A 16,408-nucleotide genomic window follows, 5' to 3' on the forward strand; every position below is an offset into this window, starting at 1 on the left:
GAGCAGAAAAAAGGAGGTTACAGCGTGAGCACCCGAAGGTTTCGGTACATGCGGTCCGATTTCGGTCCTCTGCCCCTCAAGCTCCACCACATGGACATCACCCTGAGATTCTACGAAGACCGGGTGGAGGCGGAAAACCACCTGCAGTTGGAAGCCGTGGCGGCTCAGGATCTCATCGCCCTGGATGCCAACAACCTGGAAGTGAGATCCGTCCACTTCAACCCCCATCCCGAGGATCCCCACAGTGCCCAACCGGCCGCCTTCAGGACGGATCCCGCCCGGAACAAGCTCTTCATCACCCCTTCCCGGCCGCTCCAGCCGGGAGATCGTTTCGCGGTGGCCACCCACACCATCTGCTTTCCCTCCGATCATCTCCTGGAGGGGATCTACCGCGATGTGACGCCGCCCGGAGCCCCCCAGCAATACATGAGCCAGTGCCAGCAGTGGGGGTTTCAGCGGATCATGCCCGTACTGGACGATTGCCGGGCCAAGTGCACTTTCACCACCACCCTGGAAGGAGACGCCCGCTACACCCATCTCATCAGCAACGGCAACGTCAGCCGTACGCACAACCCCGACGGCGTGCCCGTGCCCCTGGAAAACGACCCGACCCGGAAGCGCATCACTTATCACAACCCCATTCCCATGGCGCCCTATCTGTTCATCGCCTGCGCCGGCACCTGGGACGAACTGTGCGATTCCATCACCTACCCATCGGGCCGGACCGTGCGACTGGAATATCTGGTCCCCCCCGGCAAGGTGGACCAGGCCAGGATCCCCATGGAGATCCTCAAAGATGCCATCCTGTGGATTCACCAAACCCAGGGCTACGAATACCCGGGGGAAACCTATCGGACCATCTGCATGACCAAGTCCAACTTCGGGGGCATGGAAAACGTGGGCAACACCACCATCGTGACCGATGCCGCCCTGGTGGGGGAACACAGCCTGGACAGCCATCTGCTCTACGCGCATGCCGTGATCGTCCATGAGTTCGAACACAACCAGTGCGGCAGCGAAACCACCATGGAAACACCGTTCGACATGTGGCTCAACGAAGCCTACACCGTGGACGTGGAACGCCGTTACATGGCCTCCGTTTTCGATCCCACCTTCATGCGGCTCCACCAGGTGGACAGCATCCGCAATCCCCTGCTGGGGCCCCTGGCCATCGAGGACGGAGGCCATGCCGGCCGGATCGTGCGCGAAGGCTTCAACGATCCGGACGAACTGGTGGACGGGGTGACCTATGTGAAGGCGGCCGAGGTCATCCGCATGCTCCGCCTCATGCTGGGCGAAGACACGTTTGAGAAGGGCAAGCATCTCTACTTCACTCGCTACCGTCACGGAAACGCCAACACGGATCAATTCTTCCAGTGCTTTGAAGAAACGTCCGGCCGATCCCTGGAAACCTTCAAAAAGCAATGGCTCCACACCCTGGGTTATCCCAAGGTGACGGCAACGTGCGCCTACAACGAAGCCAACGGGACCTTCACCGTGGACTTCCGACAAGAGGTTCCTCCCGGATCCCGCCCCTTTCCGGTCCCCATGCAACTGGCTTTGGTGGACCGCCGGGGCCGGGACATCCCGGGAACCTCCCGGACCATTCTCCTGGAAGGCTTCCAGGACCGCCTCGTGCTGGAAGGCCTCAGCGAAGCGCCCGCCTTCGCTTCCCTCAACCGCCACATGTCCTTTTACGGAACGTTCCGGATGGAAGGCGTTTCCATGGAAACCCTGAGGGCCCAGGCCCTGCTGGATCCCCATGCCTTCAACCGGGTGGAGGCCTTTCGGCAGCTGACCGACCGGCAGCGCCTGCGCCTTGTCCAGGACCCCGACCGGGAAGTGGACCCCCAGTGGTTGGACCTTTACGGGGTCTTTCTTCGCGACGACACCCTTTCCCCGGCCCTGCGCTCTTTCTTCCTGCGAATCGACGAACAGCCACTGGACCGCCGCTACGCCACCCGGTTTCCGGAACTGGTCACGGCCCGGGAAAGGCTCATGGAGGCCGTCAACCGCCGTTTCCACCACGATCTGATCCAGCTCTTTCACAAGATCCACACGCACCACCCCCCGGCCCATCCGCGCGACGGCCTGGAAGATCGGATGCTCAAGGCCACGGTCACCGAACTCATCGCCGTGGCGGACACACCGGAGGTGCACCGACTGCTCTACGAGCATTTTCGCCAAGCCACCACCGCCAACGACCGGGTCTCGGCCCTCATGGCCCTGAACCGCAGCAGCTGGCCGGAGCGCACGCACCTCATGGAGGAGACCTACCGAGCCTGGCATTCAGACGTGAGCGGCTACGCCAATTACCTCAAGGTGGTGGCGTCCCGGACGCAGCCCGATGTTTTCGAAGCCATCGCCGAGGAAAAGGCCCGGGCCACCTTTGACATCACCCATCCCACGTTGAGCCGAGCGCTACTGGTCACCATGGCGCTGAACACCAAGCGGGTCTGGACCCCGCAGGGCATCCATTGGATTCGGGATCACGTGGTGGAACTGGCCCCCGTGAACACCACCGTGGCATCTCGGCTGCTCAACACGTTCCAGCACGTGGCTCGACTCCAAGACAACGTGAAGCCCCTGGTTCTGGAGGCCCTGGAGGAGATCCGAAGGCGTGTTTCCCAGGACGTGTGTCCCACGGTGGCCGGCCAGGCCGCCGCGTATCTGGAAGGACTCGGGTGATTTTTTTTGAGGGACTTCCGTTGACATGGCCCGAGTCAGTTCTTAAATAGTAATCGTTATCAATTGCGGAGGTGACCGGTGGACCCACCCCAAAGGCTCAAGATGACTCCCCAGAGACGGCAGATCCTAAGCGTGCTGCGCAGCCGTCACTGGCATCCCACGGCCGACGAGGTCTATGCGGAGGTGCGCCGGGAAATCCCGCGCATCAGCCTGGGAACGGTCTATCGAAACCTTGAACTCCTGGCCCGGGCCGGGTTAATTCAGAAGTTAGCAACCGCAGGGCCCCAAAAACGCTACGATGGAAACCCCACACGCCACTTCCACCTGAGATGCCGTCGATGTGGAAGGCTGGAAGACGCTCCCGTTCAGGAAGGCTTCGACCCGCTGGACTTCCTGACCGATCCCGCGGGCTACACGGTGGAGGGGTTCGTGTTGGAGTACCAAGGACTGTGCGCTTCGTGCCGACGCGCATCCCCTGAGGATCCACCAAGTCGGCCGCCTTCTGTGTAGGCAAGCGCTTGCGCCCTCCCCGATCTCCGGGGAGGCATCCTGATGGAAAGTCGTACGATGGATGCTCGAACCTATGAACTGAACAAGGAGGACAAAGATGAGTGGACTGAAGGGAACACGTACGGAAAAGAACCTGCTCACTGCTTTCGCCGGAGAAGCCCAGGCCCGGAACCGTTACACCTACTTTGCTTCCAAGGCCAAAAAGGAAGGCTACGTTCAGATCGCCCAGATCTTTGAGGAGACGGCCAATCAGGAAAAGGAACATGCCAAGCGCTTTTTCAAGTTCCTGGAAGGGGGCGAAGTGGAAGTGAGCGCCGCCTTTCCCGCGGGGGTGATCGGATCCACCCTGGACAACCTGAAAGCGGCCGCGGCGGGCGAACATTACGAGCAGTCGGAGATGTATCCGGAGTTTGCCCGGGTGGCTGAAGAAGAAGGCTTTCACGAGATTGCGGCCGTCTTCCGAAACGTTGCCGTGGCCGAAAAGCAGCACGAAAAGCGCTACCGGGATCTGGCAGCCAACATCGAACAGGGACGGGTTTTCAAGCGCGAGGCCCCGGTCATGTGGCGCTGTCTCAACTGTGGGTTCATCTACGAGGGCACGGAAGCGCCCGCCCAGTGCCCCGCCTGCGCCCATCCGCAGGCCTACTTCGAACTGCTGGGCGAAAATTGGTAAGGGTTGGGACGCCCTGTCCCCGGTGAGATGATAGTTGTCCTAAGGCGTCCGTGGTGAGCCGCAAGGGGGGCGTGGTTGGGATCTCACTCAGTCCCAATCCCTCCCCACGCCTTACCCATTTTGTCTGACCATACTGAAGAGGTTCAAAAAGAATCATGCCGATTGAGATCAAAAAAGACATCTACCATGTGGGCGTTGTGGACTGGAACATCCGAGATTTCCACGGATATTCCACCTACAAGGGAACCTCCTACAACGCCTATCTGGCTCTGGACGACAAGAAGGCCCTTTTTGACACCGTCAAAAAGCCCTTTTGCGGCCAGCTTCTGCACAACATCCGAAAGGTCGTCGACCCGCGCTCCATCGACTACCTCATCGTCAACCATGTGGAAATGGACCATTCTGGGTCCATTCCAGAAGTGATCGAAGCGATTCAGCCGGAAAAGGTCTTTTGCTCCACCATGGGAAAGAAGGCCCTGGAAGCCCATTTCGGCTCCCAACGCTGGCCCCTGGAAGTGGTCAAATCGGGACAGGAAATCTCGCTGGGATCGCGGACCGTGCGTTTTCTGGAAACCCGCATGCTCCACTGGCCCGATAGCATGTTCAGCTACATTCCGGAAGAAAAGCTGCTCATCTCCAACGACGCCTTCGGCCAACACTGGGCAACCAGCGAAACCTTCGACGACCAGGTAGCCCTTTCCGAGCTCATGCGCCATGCCGCCAAGTATTACGCCAACATCCTCCTACCCTACTCCCCCCTGGTGCAGAAGCTGCTCGCAACGGTATCGGAATCGGGACTGGAGATCGAAACCATTGCCCCGGACCATGGGATCATCTGGCGCAGTCAACCCAAGGCCATCCTGGAGGCCTACGATACCTGGAGCCGGCAGGAGTCTCAGGCCAAGGCCCTCATCATCTACGACACCATGTGGCACAGCACCGAAAAGATGGCCCACGCGGTGGCCTCCGGTCTGGCCGAGGAAGGGGTGTCCTACAAGGTCCTGAGCCTCAAGCACAATCACCGAAGTGACGTGATGACGGAAGTGCTGGACAGCCGGGCGCTCCTTTTCGGTTGCCCCACCCTGAACAACGGCATGCTTCCCACCATGGCGGACATGCTCTGCTACCTCAAGGGCCTCAAGCCGGCCAACAAGATCGCGACCGCCTTTGGATCCTACGGTTGGAGCGGCGAGGCGGTAAAACTCATCACACAGCAGCTACAAGAGATGAAGTTGGATGTGCTGGAACCGGGCCTGCGAGTTCAGTACGTTCCCGACCATGAGGCCCTGGCCCAATGTGTGGAACTGGGCCGCCAGGTGGGCCGAGCCGTCAAGGAATCGACCCCGTAGGTTGTCCCGGGAAGATCCTTCAACCAAGGAGTTGCGGTCATGGATACGTTGCTTCTATCGCGTTTGCAGTTTGCTGCAGCCACCATCTTTCACTTCCTTTTTGTTCCCCTGACCCTGGGGCTGTCCATCCTCATCGCCGTCATGGAAACCAAGTACGTGCGCACGGGCGATGAGGAATACAAGCGGATGGCCAAGTTCTGGGGAAAGATTTTTCTCATCAACTTCGCCGTTGGGGTGGTGACCGGCATCACCCTGGAATTTCAATTCGGCACCAACTGGTCCCGCTATTCCCAGTACGTGGGCGATATCTTCGGATCCCTTCTGGCCATCGAGGCCACCGCCGCCTTCTTTTTGGAATCCACCTTCCTTGCCGTGTGGGCCCTGGGCTGGAATCGGCTTTCGGCCAAGGCCCACGCTGTCACCATCTGGCTGGTGGCCTTCGCTTCCAACCTGAGCGCCATTTGGATTCTCATTGCCAATTCCTGGATGCAGCATCCCGTGGGCTTCACCCTCAGAAACGGCCGGGCGGAACTCACCGACTTTCTGGCCGTGGTCACCCAGCCCTTCGCCTGGCATACCATCTTCCACACCCTGGTGGGCGCCTACATTCTTTCGGGCATGGTGGTCTTGGGGATCAGCGCCTACCACCTTCTTCGTAAGCAGCACGTTTCCTTTTTCAGTCGATCCTTTCGGACGGCCGCCGTGTTCACATTCATCTTTTCGGTGGCGGCCGTGGTTCAGGGCCATGCCCACGGCGCGGAAGTGGCGAAGGTTCAGCCGGCCAAGCTGGCCGCCATGGAGTCGCTTTGGGAAACGACGCAACGGGCGCCCCAATATCTCTTTCTCGTCCCCAATGAGAAGGAAGAAACCAACCGGTTGGAATTGGGGAAGCTTCCCGGAGTGCTGAGCCTCTTGGCCTACCACGACATGAACGCCACCGTGAAGGGGCTGAAGGATTTTCCCAAGGAGGATCGCCCGCCGGTTACCATCTCCTTCCTGGCCTTTCGCATCATGGTGGGACTGGGATTTCTCTTCCTGGCATTGGGTTCCTGGGCCTTTTGGAAGCGCAAAAACCCCGTGGATCATCCCCTGATGCTCAAGGTCCTTTTGCTGGCCATTCCCCTTCCCTACCTGGCCCTGGAGGCCGGTTGGACTTTGGCTGAAGTGGGAAGGCAGCCGTGGGTGGTATACGGCGTGATGAAGACATCAGACGCCGTCTCTCCCATCGCCGCCACACAGGTGGGCATCTCGCTGGCGGCCTTTGTGATCGTCTACTCCCTGCTGGGGCTGATCGCCTTCTACCTCATGATCCAGCACGCCCGTCGCGGCCCCCAGGAGGAAGAGGCTTCAGCATGAGACGTCCTTTCATGAAAGGGACGACGATCCTTACCGGACATATCCATTGGAGGTAACATCATGCTCCCATCCATCTGGTTCCTTTTGTGGGGTCTTTTGTGGGCCGTCTATTTCATGCTGGACGGCTTCGATCTGGGACTGGGCATTCTCAATCCCTTCGTGGCCAAGACCGAAGGGGACAGGCGGATTGTTTATAACGCCGTCGGTCCGTTTTGGGACGGCAACGAAGTATGGCTCATCGCAGCGGGCGGAGTCACCTTCGCCGCCTTTCCGACCACGTACGCCATTTTGTTCAGCAGCCTCTACTCGGCGCTCATGCTGGTTCTTTTCGGGCTGATTGTGCGCGGGGTGGCCTTTGAGTTCCGCGGCAAGGTGGACAGCCCCGGCTGGAGGAGGCTCTGGGATGCGGCCCTTTTTGTGGGAAGCTTCCTTCCCGCTTTCTTGCTGGGCGTGGCCTTCGCCAATATCTTTGCGGGCATTCCCATTGACGAGAAGGGGATCTACCAGGGGACCCTCTTCACCCTCCTCAACCCCTACGGGCTTCTGGGTGGCCTTCTCTTTCTCATGCTCTTCCTGGTCCACGGGGCGCTGTGGCTGGCCCATAAGACCGATGGGGATCTCCAACAGCGGGCTGGAGCCACCGCCAAGGCCCTTTGGTGGATCCTGGCGGCCGTGGCCGTGGCCTTCCTGGTGGCCACCTGGTACGCCACGCGGCTTTATGTGAACTACCTCAAAAACCCCCTGCTCTTTTCCATCCCCATCATCCTCATCCCGGTTCTGACGGTGGGAGCTCTGTTCGCCACCCGCTACTTTGCTGGGAAGGCCCAGTGGGGCAAGGCGTGGATCAGCTCCGCGGTGACCATCGTGAGCACCACCTTTTTCGGCGTGGCAGGGCTCTATCCCAATCTTCTGCCCTCCAGCCTCAACCCCACCTACAGCCTGACCATCTACAACTCATCGTCCAGCCCCTTGACCCTGAAGATTATGCTGACGGTGGCCCTGATCTTCGTGCCCACCGTGATCGGCTACCAGTCCTGGACGTACCGGCTTTTTCACCCCAAGATCACCCAAGAGGATCTGGCTTACGACGAAGCCTACTGATCCAAGCCGGATCCAACGGTCCAACCGTGGGGGGAACCGCCCCCCCACGGCCTCCTTCCAACCCCTTTCCTGGATTGCCCCGCTGTCACCCCCCCCACCTTGGGTCTTCTCTTGACAAAGATTCAGAAATCCGATTAAAAGGGATCGGTTTGTGAAATTTTGCTTTTTTGGGAGCGTTCGCCAACGGTCGTGCGGTCCCGGAATTGGTATGTTTTTTTGCGTGGTAATCACCTTTAACCCAACCCGTTAACCTAAAGTCTTTGTGGGGCTGACTCATGGGCGAAGTGAAAAATAGTACGTCAAAAAAAGGCCTCGGTCTCGTCTTCTTCTTGGCAGGATTTGTGGGAGCTCTCCTGGTGGGCTGGCTGGTCTTTCCCAACCTGCTCTACTCCAGTAAGCAGCAACCCCTCAATTTCCTCCATTCCTCCCACGAAGACCTCAGCTGCGAAGACTGCCACTTCACCCGCGAAGATGGATCCTATTCGGGCGTACCCGGGGTGGAAATGTGCGCTGAATGTCATGAAGAACCCATGACCGAATCGGAAGATGAGCGGATCCTGGTGGAGGAATACATCCAACAGGAACGGGAAATCCCCTGGCTCGTCTATGCACGGCAGCCGGACAACGTCTACTTTTCCCACGTGGCCCACACGGAAGAACAGGGCATCGAGTGTGTCCGCTGCCACCGGGACGTGAGCGCGGAGGACAAGATGCCCGTCTACAAGGAGAACCGGCTCACGGGCTACAGCAAGAACACCATCAAGATGGTGGAGTGCGAAAAGTGCCACGCGGAAAAGGGCGCCAGCAACTCCTGCCACGTTTGCCACAAGTAGAGGAACAACCCGGCATTTTGAGGGAATTCATACAGAGGCCAAAGGTCTGAACCGACCGAACGCGAGGGATTTGGAATGAGTCTAGGGCGAAGAGCTTTTCTACAGTTTGTGGGTGGGGCCATCGGTGGAACCCTGTTGACCCCCATTCCCTGGAAGCTGGCAGATGATTCCGCCATCTGGACCCAGAACTGGTCTTGGCGGCCCTCACCGGAGCGCGGGGAGATCACCGAAGCCACCGGCACCTGTCTTCTCTGCCCCGGCGGCTGCGGCATTCAGGTCCGCCTGGTCAATGGTCACCGCGCCATCTACGTGAAAGGCAACCCGGACCATGTGGTGAATCGCGGCGGGCTGTGCCCCGTCGGAGCGGCCGGTTTGCAGTACCTTTACGCCCCCTATCGCGTCACCCAGCCCCTGAAGCAGACGGGCAAGCGGGGTGATCCCAAGGGGTTCCAGCCCATTTCTTGGGACGAGGCCCTGAAGGTCGTGGCCGCAAAGCTAACGGAACTCCGCCAGAAGGGCCAGCCCCACGCCGTGGCCTGCCTCACCGGCCAAAGCCGTTCCAGCACGGCGGATCTGTGGAAGCAGTTCTTCGCGGCGTATGGTTCCCCCAATCTTTACACCATGCCTTGCCACAGCGACAGCACCCGGCTGGCCGTCGCCCTGGCCACCGGTCAGGAAGCCGATCTGGCCTTCCACCTGGAAAAGGCCACCTACGTGCTCAACTTCGGTGCGCCCCTGCTGGAAGGCTGGGCCAGCCCAACCCGGGCCCAGCGCCTTTTCTCTCGGTGGCAAACGGAACAACCCGGGGTTCCGGAGACGGAGTTCGTCCACGTGGAACCCCGATGCTCCCTCACCGCGTCCAAGGCCGACCGATGGATCGCCTGCAACCCCGGCACCGAGGCCGCCTTGGCCCTGGGCATCGCCCACGTCCTTATCCGCGAAAAGCTATTCGACGCGGCCTTTGTGGCCGACCAGGTCTTCGGATTCGAAGACTGGACCGACGCGGCGGGCGCACAGCGAAAGGGCTTCAAGGCCCTGGTACTGGGCAAGTACTCGCCCCAGGACGTGGCGTCGCTCACGGGCGTGGACGCTGAGGTCATTCAGGAGCTGGCCCGCCAATTGGCACGGCAGAAGAACGCCGTGGTTTTGTGGGGTCCGCCCACGGACACGCCCAACAACCTCTACCACGACCTGGCCTTCCTGGCTCTCAACGCCCTGATTGGAGCCTTTTCCTCCAAGGCCATGATCTCGCTGGTACCCCCGCAGCCCTGGCAGGCCTTGCCGGACCCGGCCATGGACATGGAGGCCTTCAAGGGACAGGGCCAAAAGCCCTTGGGCCAGCCCGCATCCACCCCAAAAACCAAGGTGCGGCCCAACACGGTGCACGCCTTCTTCAATGCCTTGGCCAACGGAGAAGAATATCCGATCGAGCTGCTTTTCATCCACGAGGCCAATCCGGCCTACGGCTTGCCGGAAAATGCCCTGGCCGTTCAGGCCCTGCAGAAGGCAGGAACGGTGGTCTCCTTTTCCAGCTATCTGGATGAAACCTCCGCGTACGCCGATCTCATCCTTCCCAACCACAACGCCTTCGAGCGCCTTGACGATGTGATCGGGCTCCCCGGTGCCCCTTTCGCCTTTTATGCGGTGGCCACTCCCATTTTGAGCCCTCAGTACGACACCAAGGCCACGGGCGATGTCCTCTTGTCGCTCGCCAAGGCTCTGGGAGGCACGGTGGCCCAAAGCCTTCCCTGGAAGAGCTACCAGGACCTGCTGAAGCTGAGGGCCGCCCAAATCGCCCAGGCGGGCAGCGGGACCCTGGTGGACGCCACGTTCGATCCGGCCTCCGTCGCCCCCGGCGCTCCCTTGAAGCCCAATTTCAGCAAGGCTTCGGACGTTTGGAGGAAACTCACCTCCGGCCTGTGTTGGGTGGACGCTCCCCAAGCCCTCGACCGGTACGCCACGCCCTCCTCGCGCTTGGAGCTGGCCTGCCAGGGCTTGTTGGCCAGCGTGTCCGCCAATGCCGGTGATGAGCTTTTCATGGCCCATTACGCGCCACTGAATCCGTCCGGCGACGCCGGCGAATTGCCCTTGCTGCTCATCACCCATCGGTCCTTGAGCCTGGCGCCGGGCTATGTCCCCAATGCCCCCTTCATGAACAAGCTCCTGCCCGACGACCTGCTGCTCCAGCAGGATGTGTTCGTGGAGGTTCACCCGTCAACCGGCAAAAAGCTGGGCTTACGCCCCAAGGCCAAGGCTCTGCTCAAGACCCCGCGCGGGGAGGCGGCGGTACGCGTTCGTTTTGCTCCCACGGTCCCCGCGGGAGTCATCGCCCTGCCCGAAGGACTGGGCCACACCGCCTACGACGAATACGTGCAGGGCAAAGGCGTCAACGCCAACGCCATGGTTGAGGTACAGCTGGATCCCGTAACCGGATTGGGAACCGTTTGGGCCACCAGAGCCCAGTTGCGCTTAGCCTAACAGGGGATAACACCGATGAGTGGAAACGCACATTCTGAACATGCGGCCGGCAAGGTCCGCTACGGCATGGTGATCGACCTGGACAAGTGCACGGGGTGCGGAGCGTGCGCCGTGGCTTGCCAGCAGGAAAACAACATCGCCTTTCGCCCCGACGAAAGCAACAAGCTGCGCACCATCTCCTGGTTGACCTTGTACCGGTTGGAAAACGGCAAGGATTACCCGGAGCACCGGGAGGCCATGTTGCCCCGTCCCTGTATGCATTGCGACTCCCCCCACCATGCCCCCTGCACCTTCGTCTGCCCGGTCAATGCCACTGTGCGGGATGAGCATACCGGCATCGTGGATCACATTGCGGTACGCTGCATCGGCTGTCGCTATTGCATGGTCGCCTGCCCCTACCACGCCCGCAGCTTCAACTGGTGGGACCCCAAATGGCCCAAGACCATGGAGGCCATGCTGTCGCCCGAAGTGAGCCCCCGGATGCGCGGTGTGGTGGAAAAGTGCACCTTCTGCCACCACCGTCTCAATCGAGCGCGGGACCGCGCCCGGATCAACGGAGAGGATCCAGACGGCGTGGAATACACGCCCGCTTGTGTGGAGGCCTGCCCCACCGGGGCCATCACCTTCGGCAACCTGAGGGATCCGCACAGCCAAGTGGCCAAGCTTGCCAAGGATCCGCGGGCATTCAGGATTCTTGAAAAGCTCCACACGGAACCCAAGGTCTACTACCTCAGTTCCGAACAGTGGATTCACAAACAATCGGACAACGATCTGTCTTAGAAGGGCGCACCCTCAACGTCTTCGAGGAGTAGGTTATGGACAAGGCATTGATACCGGAAGGTGTAAAACGCTGCCCATTGCCGGTCTTCGGCCTCTGGATGCTGGTTCTTTTCGCCGTCATCGCCTGGGGCATCTACGCGGGCTTGACGGTCCTCCTCAAGGGCCTCAACGTCACGGGCCTCAACAACTACTTCGGGTTCGGGCTCTATATCTGCGTGGACCTGGGGATCATTGCCCTGGGCGCCGGAGCGTTCTTCTCCGGATTTCTCTACTACGGCCTTTCCCGGTTCTTCCCACAGCTCAAGGAGCTTCACAAGATCATCAACCTGGCCGTGATCGTGGGGTTCTGCTGCTACACCGGCGCCCTGCTGGTGCTGCTTCTGGAAATCGGGCAGCCGCTTCGGGGCTGGTTCGGCTACTGGCATGCCAACGTGCATTCCATGCTCACGGAGGTGATCTTTTGCATCTCCTGCTATGCCATCGTGCTCGTCATCGAGTTTGTGCCCATCATCTTGGAAAACCGCAAGTTGGATGCCATCAAGCCGGTTCACATCTTCGGCCACAATCTCCATGAGATCATGGCCATCTTCGCCATGACCGGCACCTTCTTGAGCTTCTTCCATCAGGGATCCTTGGGTGGCGTTCCCGGCGTCATGTTCGGCCGCCCCTTTGCCTATCGCGAAGGATTTTTCGTCTGGCCCTGGACCTTCTTCCTGTTCACCTTGTCGGCCATGGCCTGCGGCCCGGCCTTCACGGCCATCATCTGCAGGATCATAGAAAAGGTGAGCCGCAAGCAGCTGGTGGACCGCAGTGTCTATGAGCTGATCGGCAAGATCGAAGGCGGCCTGCTCCTGACCTATCTGATCCTCAAAGGCTTGGACACCCTCTATTGGGCCTTGGACACGGCTCCGGGGTTCGGCCTGAAACTCAGCGACTTCTACCAGGAACCCTACGGTATGTGGCTCCTGGTGGCTGAACTGGGCATTTGCGGAGTCATTCCCGTCATCCTGCTCCTGACCCCGCAGGCCCGCAAGAGCAACGGGCTGCTCTTTCTGGCCTTTTTCCTGGACTGCACCGGGATCGTGATCAACCGATTCGCCATGACCGTGGAAGCCTTGGCCATTCCGGTCATGCCCTTCGACCACTGGGCCGTCTATATCCCCACGGTCTACGAATGGGCACCGTGCATCGCCATGCTGGCCTACGGAGCGTTGATCGTCTCCCTTTCCTATCGGTACTTGCCCGTCTTTCCCCGGGAGCCGGAACTGAACCCGTAAAGGCCGGATTCATGCCCGCCGGCCGTCCCCGGAAGATGGAAGGAGGAGCGGGCATCCGATGCCGACACGGGAAGCTTGCCGCCTTGAGCGGGCCGATTCGGCCCCCTCAAGGCTTTTTTCTGCGGCCCGGAAGCCCCTTCTTTCGGTTTGACACTCCCCCACAGGGGTGTTAGCCTCACAACTCTCAATGGGGGCGTAAGAACTGAGGCAACGTGGAACCATGGCAACCAAAGGCCGACTGGCAGAGATTTTCGCAAGCAACCGTCATCCCAAGATCATTCTCGGCCTCACGGTGGCTTTTCTTCTGGTGTTGGAAGTCCTCATCTACCTCACGGCCGCCAGTCAGGCGGGCGAGCGGAGCCGCATCATCATCACCGACCCTTCCGGGGCCAAGGTCTACGAAACCACCGGAAGTACCCTGACCAGCTACGAAAAGATGGTCTTTGAAAGCACCTTCGGCCCGCTGGAGCGCTATCGCATCCACCTGCAGACCGAAAACCGCCCCTTTCCCTTTCGGGCCTGGCTTTCCGCCGCCATTGGCATCCCCGTGGGGTTGGTCCTGCTCATCTCCTTCTCCGTCAAGGCCTTCCTATCCCTGCTCTATGGCGAAGATGGGTCTCGCGGGCCACAAGAAGGCTCCGGATCGCCCAGCGCCGGTGCCCTCACCTCCTTTTGGCGCCTTCTGGACGGGGTCTCCATCTTCCATGTGGGTTTTCTGGTACTCCTGGCGGTTCTGATCTTCTGGATGCTCCCCAACTTCCTGGGGGACCTGGGCCGCGTCGCCGCCGGATTCTTGAAGGAATACAAGTGGCTCGTCCTCGGAGGCGCCGCTTTTTTGGCGGCCGTCTTGATTTGGGTGATCTATCTCCGTTACCGTTTATCTAAGCAGGTTCTTCAAAATCAGATGGAGATTGAAAAACTCAAGATTGAACAGATGCGACTGCTCCCCACGAATCCCTCCGAGCTCCTTTCTGCGCCGCAGGACGAAACCGGCACGGAAGGCTGAAAGGAAATGCGAGATGTTCTTCAACCGACGATCCAAAAAGAAAAAGGACGAGCCGGCAGAGAAGAAGCCCACCATCAATCAGGGCATCCTCTACCTGTACGGCATCATCGGGCTGCAGGTCTTGTTCGTCTTCGGCCTCATGGCCATCATCATCACCATGGGTAAGATCCTGGCCACCCCCTTGTGGGTCTTTCTCTTTGCCCTGGCGGTAGGCACCGCGGGGATCGTCTATGTCTATCGCAAGGCGAAGGCACAGCTACGCAAGGTCCGAGACGCCCTCCGGCATGTGGACCTTTCCGACCGCAATTATGAGATCAGCTTCATGGGCGGGGTACTCACCATGAAGGTCGAGCACAACCCGGATAAGCTCTTGGAAGATCATACCAAGCCGCTGTTGGATGCCGATGTGGAGGCCGAGCCCATGGACACCGCCTCGACCCAATCCCCCAAGGTGGTGGGCATGGCCGGTGGTTCGTGATCCACAAACGGCCATTGATGCCGTGTCCCGGGTCGTCCGAGGCGGGCCAGACCGCTCCCTCTCCCCTGTGATTCACCGACGGGGCCCCGGTGTCCCCTCATGCCCCGTCTTCCAACCCATGCGGGACCCCCAACATGGGAATCCGCGGTTCCTTCCATCTGGCGATCAGAGTATCCTTTTTCCAGTTGGGATCATCCTTTTGGGGATGGTCCAGGTTGTAGTGCAATCCTCGGCTTTCCTTACGCGTCAGGGCACACCGAACGATCAGCTCCGCCACCAGGACCAGGTTCTGCAACTCCACCAGGTCCGTGTGCAGCGGGATGTTGGGCAGATGTTCCCGGATTTCCATCCGGATCTGGGCGATGTGCCGACTCGCCAGCTTGAGCCGCTTGTCCGTTCGCACGATGCCCACGTAATTCCACATAAGCCGCCGGATCACGTCCCAGTTGTGGGAGATGAGGATCATCTCGCTCTGACTCCCGTTGCCCGCCGACAATTCCATCGGCCAGGCGGGAATCTCCGGGAAAGCACGCTGCCTCCATGCCGGGATGTTCTCAATACAGTGCAGCGCTCCCCGGTGGGAAAAGACGGCCGCCTCCAGCAGGGAATTGCTGGCGAGACGGTTCGCTCCGTGAAGGCCGGTGCATGCGCATTCTCCAATGGCATACAGGTTGGCGATGGAGCTTTGGGCCCACAGGTCCGTCGCGATCCCCCCGCACATATAGTGCGCGGCGGGAACCACGGGGATGGGATCCTTGGTGATGTCGATCCCCAGGCTCAGGCACTTCTTGTAGATGTTGGGGAAACGTCTTTTCAGAAAGTCCGCGTCCCGGTGGCTGATGTCCAGGTAGACGCAGTCATCGCCGGTGCGCTTCATTTCGGTATCGATGGCACGGGCCACCACGTCCCGGAAAGCCAGGTCCTTGAGCGGGTGGTATCTTTCCATGAAGGCGTTGCCGCGCTTGTCGATCAGCCGCCCGCCTTCGCCCCGTACGGCCTCGGAAATGAGAAAATTCTTGGCATGGGGATGGTAGAGGCACGTGGGGTGGAACTGAACGAATTCCAGATTGGCCAGCCTGGCCCCGGCCCGATAGGCCATGGCCAGGCCGTCGCCCGTGGCCACATCCGGATTGCTGGTGTACAAATACACCTTCCCGGCTCCGCCCGTGCACAGCAGCGTGGCGTGCGCGATGAACGTGTGAACCGTTCCGTTTTTCGCGTCCAACACGTAGGCACCCCAGCACAACTGGCGCTGCTCCACCGGAATGGATCCCACCCGGATAGCGTCGTGCTGGATGATGAGGTCCAGGGCCAGGTGATTTTCGAAGATGGACACGTTGGGATGGGATTCCGCCGCATTGATCAGAACCCGCTCGATGGCCTGGCCCGTCATGTCCTCGGCATGCACGATTCGGTTTCGGCTGTGGCCTCCCTCGCGCCCCAGATCAAAGGGGCATGCCTGGGAGCGTCCCGGTGAGAAGGGCACACCCACTTGAGCCAATTCATGGATCCGCTCGGGAGCCGAGCGCACCACCAGTTCCACCACCTCGGGTTTCGACAGGCCGTCGCCGGCCGTGAGGGTGTCCTCGATATGAAGCTGGAACGAATCGTCGGGGCCCAACGCCGAGGCGATTCCCCCTTGGGCGTAGTTGGTGCTCGTTTCCAGCTTGTCCTTCTTGGTCACAATGGCCACCGTGGCATGCTCCGCCACCTTGAGCGCAAAGGTGAGACCGGCGATACCGCTTCCAATCACCAAGAAATCAAAACGATGTTCCATGAATCTCCGCCTTTCCCATCAAAGGTTCCTTTGCTAGCACCGCGCATCATCGCCCAGCTTGACACAAGGGACTCTATTCGATTACAGCTCTGCTGTAAAGCA

General features: G+C 60.1%; 13 protein-coding genes. 12 read left to right on the forward strand and 1 reads right to left on the reverse strand.

The window, feature by feature from the left end:
- Positions 1 to 24 precede the first annotated feature (24 nt).
- The 12 genes from B9A12_RS08205 (at position 25) to B9A12_RS08260 (ending at position 14,529) form a co-directional block, all read left to right on the forward strand.
- The gene (locus B9A12_RS08205) at positions 25 to 2,688 is read left to right on the forward strand and encodes a M1 family metallopeptidase (protein ID WP_212636875.1); all 2,664 of its coding nucleotides are present in this window, start codon (positions 25 to 27) and stop codon (positions 2,686 to 2,688) included.
- 78 nt (positions 2,689 to 2,766) lie between these two features.
- A complete protein-coding gene (locus tag B9A12_RS08210) occupies positions 2,767 to 3,198 on the forward strand; it encodes a Fur family transcriptional regulator (RefSeq protein WP_245802388.1) in 432 nt (143 codons plus the stop codon).
- Between the two features lie 97 nt (positions 3,199 to 3,295).
- Entirely contained in the window at positions 3,296 to 3,871 is a 576-nt protein-coding gene (rbr, locus tag B9A12_RS08215) for a rubrerythrin (RefSeq protein ID WP_084057406.1), read from the forward strand.
- Between the two features lie 152 nt (positions 3,872 to 4,023).
- Entirely contained in the window at positions 4,024 to 5,220 is a 1,197-nt protein-coding gene (locus B9A12_RS08220; RefSeq protein WP_139796550.1) for a flavodoxin domain-containing protein, read from the forward strand.
- A 39-nt stretch (positions 5,221 to 5,259) separates the two neighbouring features.
- Entirely contained in the window at positions 5,260 to 6,576 is a 1,317-nt protein-coding gene (locus B9A12_RS08225) for a cytochrome ubiquinol oxidase subunit I (protein ID WP_084057408.1), read from the forward strand.
- A gap of 60 nt (positions 6,577 to 6,636) precedes the next feature.
- Positions 6,637 to 7,677: a cytochrome d ubiquinol oxidase subunit II gene (gene cydB / locus B9A12_RS08230; protein ID WP_084057409.1), complete on the forward strand. Its 1,041-nt coding sequence runs from the start codon at positions 6,637 to 6,639 to the stop codon at positions 7,675 to 7,677.
- A gap of 275 nt (positions 7,678 to 7,952) precedes the next feature.
- Entirely contained in the window at positions 7,953 to 8,510 is a 558-nt protein-coding gene (gene qrcA / locus B9A12_RS08235; protein WP_084057410.1) for a menaquinone reductase multiheme cytochrome c subunit QrcA, read from the forward strand.
- Between the two features lie 75 nt (positions 8,511 to 8,585).
- On the forward strand, positions 8,586 to 10,988 hold the full coding sequence (locus B9A12_RS08240; protein WP_084057411.1) for a molybdopterin-containing oxidoreductase family protein: 2,403 nt from the start codon (positions 8,586 to 8,588) through the stop codon (positions 10,986 to 10,988).
- A gap of 15 nt (positions 10,989 to 11,003) precedes the next feature.
- A complete protein-coding gene (gene qrcC, locus B9A12_RS08245) occupies positions 11,004 to 11,768 on the forward strand; it encodes a menaquinone reductase iron-sulfur cluster-binding subunit QrcC (protein WP_084057412.1) in 765 nt (254 codons plus the stop codon).
- 35 nt (positions 11,769 to 11,803) lie between these two features.
- Positions 11,804 to 13,045: a menaquinone reductase integral membrane subunit QrcD gene (qrcD, locus tag B9A12_RS08250; RefSeq protein ID WP_084057413.1), complete on the forward strand. Its 1,242-nt coding sequence runs from the start codon at positions 11,804 to 11,806 to the stop codon at positions 13,043 to 13,045.
- 220 nt (positions 13,046 to 13,265) lie between these two features.
- Positions 13,266 to 14,051: a hypothetical protein gene (locus B9A12_RS08255; protein ID WP_084057414.1), complete on the forward strand. Its 786-nt coding sequence runs from the start codon at positions 13,266 to 13,268 to the stop codon at positions 14,049 to 14,051.
- A gap of 13 nt (positions 14,052 to 14,064) precedes the next feature.
- Entirely contained in the window at positions 14,065 to 14,529 is a 465-nt protein-coding gene (locus tag B9A12_RS08260) for a hypothetical protein (protein ID WP_084057415.1), read from the forward strand.
- Positions 14,530 to 14,626: 97 nt separating this feature from the next.
- Here B9A12_RS08260 and nadB read toward each other — a convergent pair whose 3' ends face one another.
- Positions 14,627 to 16,306 carry an L-aspartate oxidase gene (gene nadB, locus B9A12_RS08265; RefSeq protein ID WP_084057416.1) on the reverse strand — a complete coding sequence of 560 codons (1,680 nt, stop codon included), beginning with the start codon at positions 16,304 to 16,306 and terminating at the stop codon, positions 14,627 to 14,629.
- Between the last annotated feature and the right edge of the window lie 102 nt (positions 16,307 to 16,408).

Origin of the sequence: Desulfacinum hydrothermale DSM 13146 (genome assembly GCF_900176285.1) — a bacterium.
Taxonomy (GTDB): domain Bacteria; phylum Desulfobacterota; class Syntrophobacteria; order Syntrophobacterales; family DSM-9756; genus Desulfacinum; species Desulfacinum hydrothermale.

What these genes read in the sequence shown, in the direction of transcription:
- rbr (WP_084057406.1), top strand. Translation starts at nt 3,296, where the DNA reads ATGAGTGGACTGAAGGGAACACGTACGGAAAAGAACCTGCTCACTGCT.
- B9A12_RS08225 (WP_084057408.1), top strand. Translation starts at nt 5,260, where the DNA reads ATGGATACGTTGCTTCTATCGCGTTTGCAGTTTGCTGCAGCCACCATC.
- cydB (WP_084057409.1), top strand. Translation starts at nt 6,637, where the DNA reads ATGCTCCCATCCATCTGGTTCCTTTTGTGGGGTCTTTTGTGGGCCGTC.
- qrcA (WP_084057410.1), top strand. Translation starts at nt 7,953, where the DNA reads ATGGGCGAAGTGAAAAATAGTACGTCAAAAAAAGGCCTCGGTCTCGTC.
- B9A12_RS08240 (WP_084057411.1), top strand. Translation starts at nt 8,586, where the DNA reads ATGAGTCTAGGGCGAAGAGCTTTTCTACAGTTTGTGGGTGGGGCCATC.
- qrcC (WP_084057412.1), top strand. Translation starts at nt 11,004, where the DNA reads ATGAGTGGAAACGCACATTCTGAACATGCGGCCGGCAAGGTCCGCTAC.
- qrcD (WP_084057413.1), top strand. Translation starts at nt 11,804, where the DNA reads ATGGACAAGGCATTGATACCGGAAGGTGTAAAACGCTGCCCATTGCCG.
- B9A12_RS08255 (WP_084057414.1), top strand. Translation starts at nt 13,266, where the DNA reads ATGGCAACCAAAGGCCGACTGGCAGAGATTTTCGCAAGCAACCGTCAT.
- B9A12_RS08260 (WP_084057415.1), top strand. Translation starts at nt 14,065, where the DNA reads ATGTTCTTCAACCGACGATCCAAAAAGAAAAAGGACGAGCCGGCAGAG.
- nadB (WP_084057416.1), bottom strand. Translation starts at nt 16,306, where the DNA reads ATGGAACATCGTTTTGATTTCTTGGTGATTGGAAGCGGTATCGCCGGT.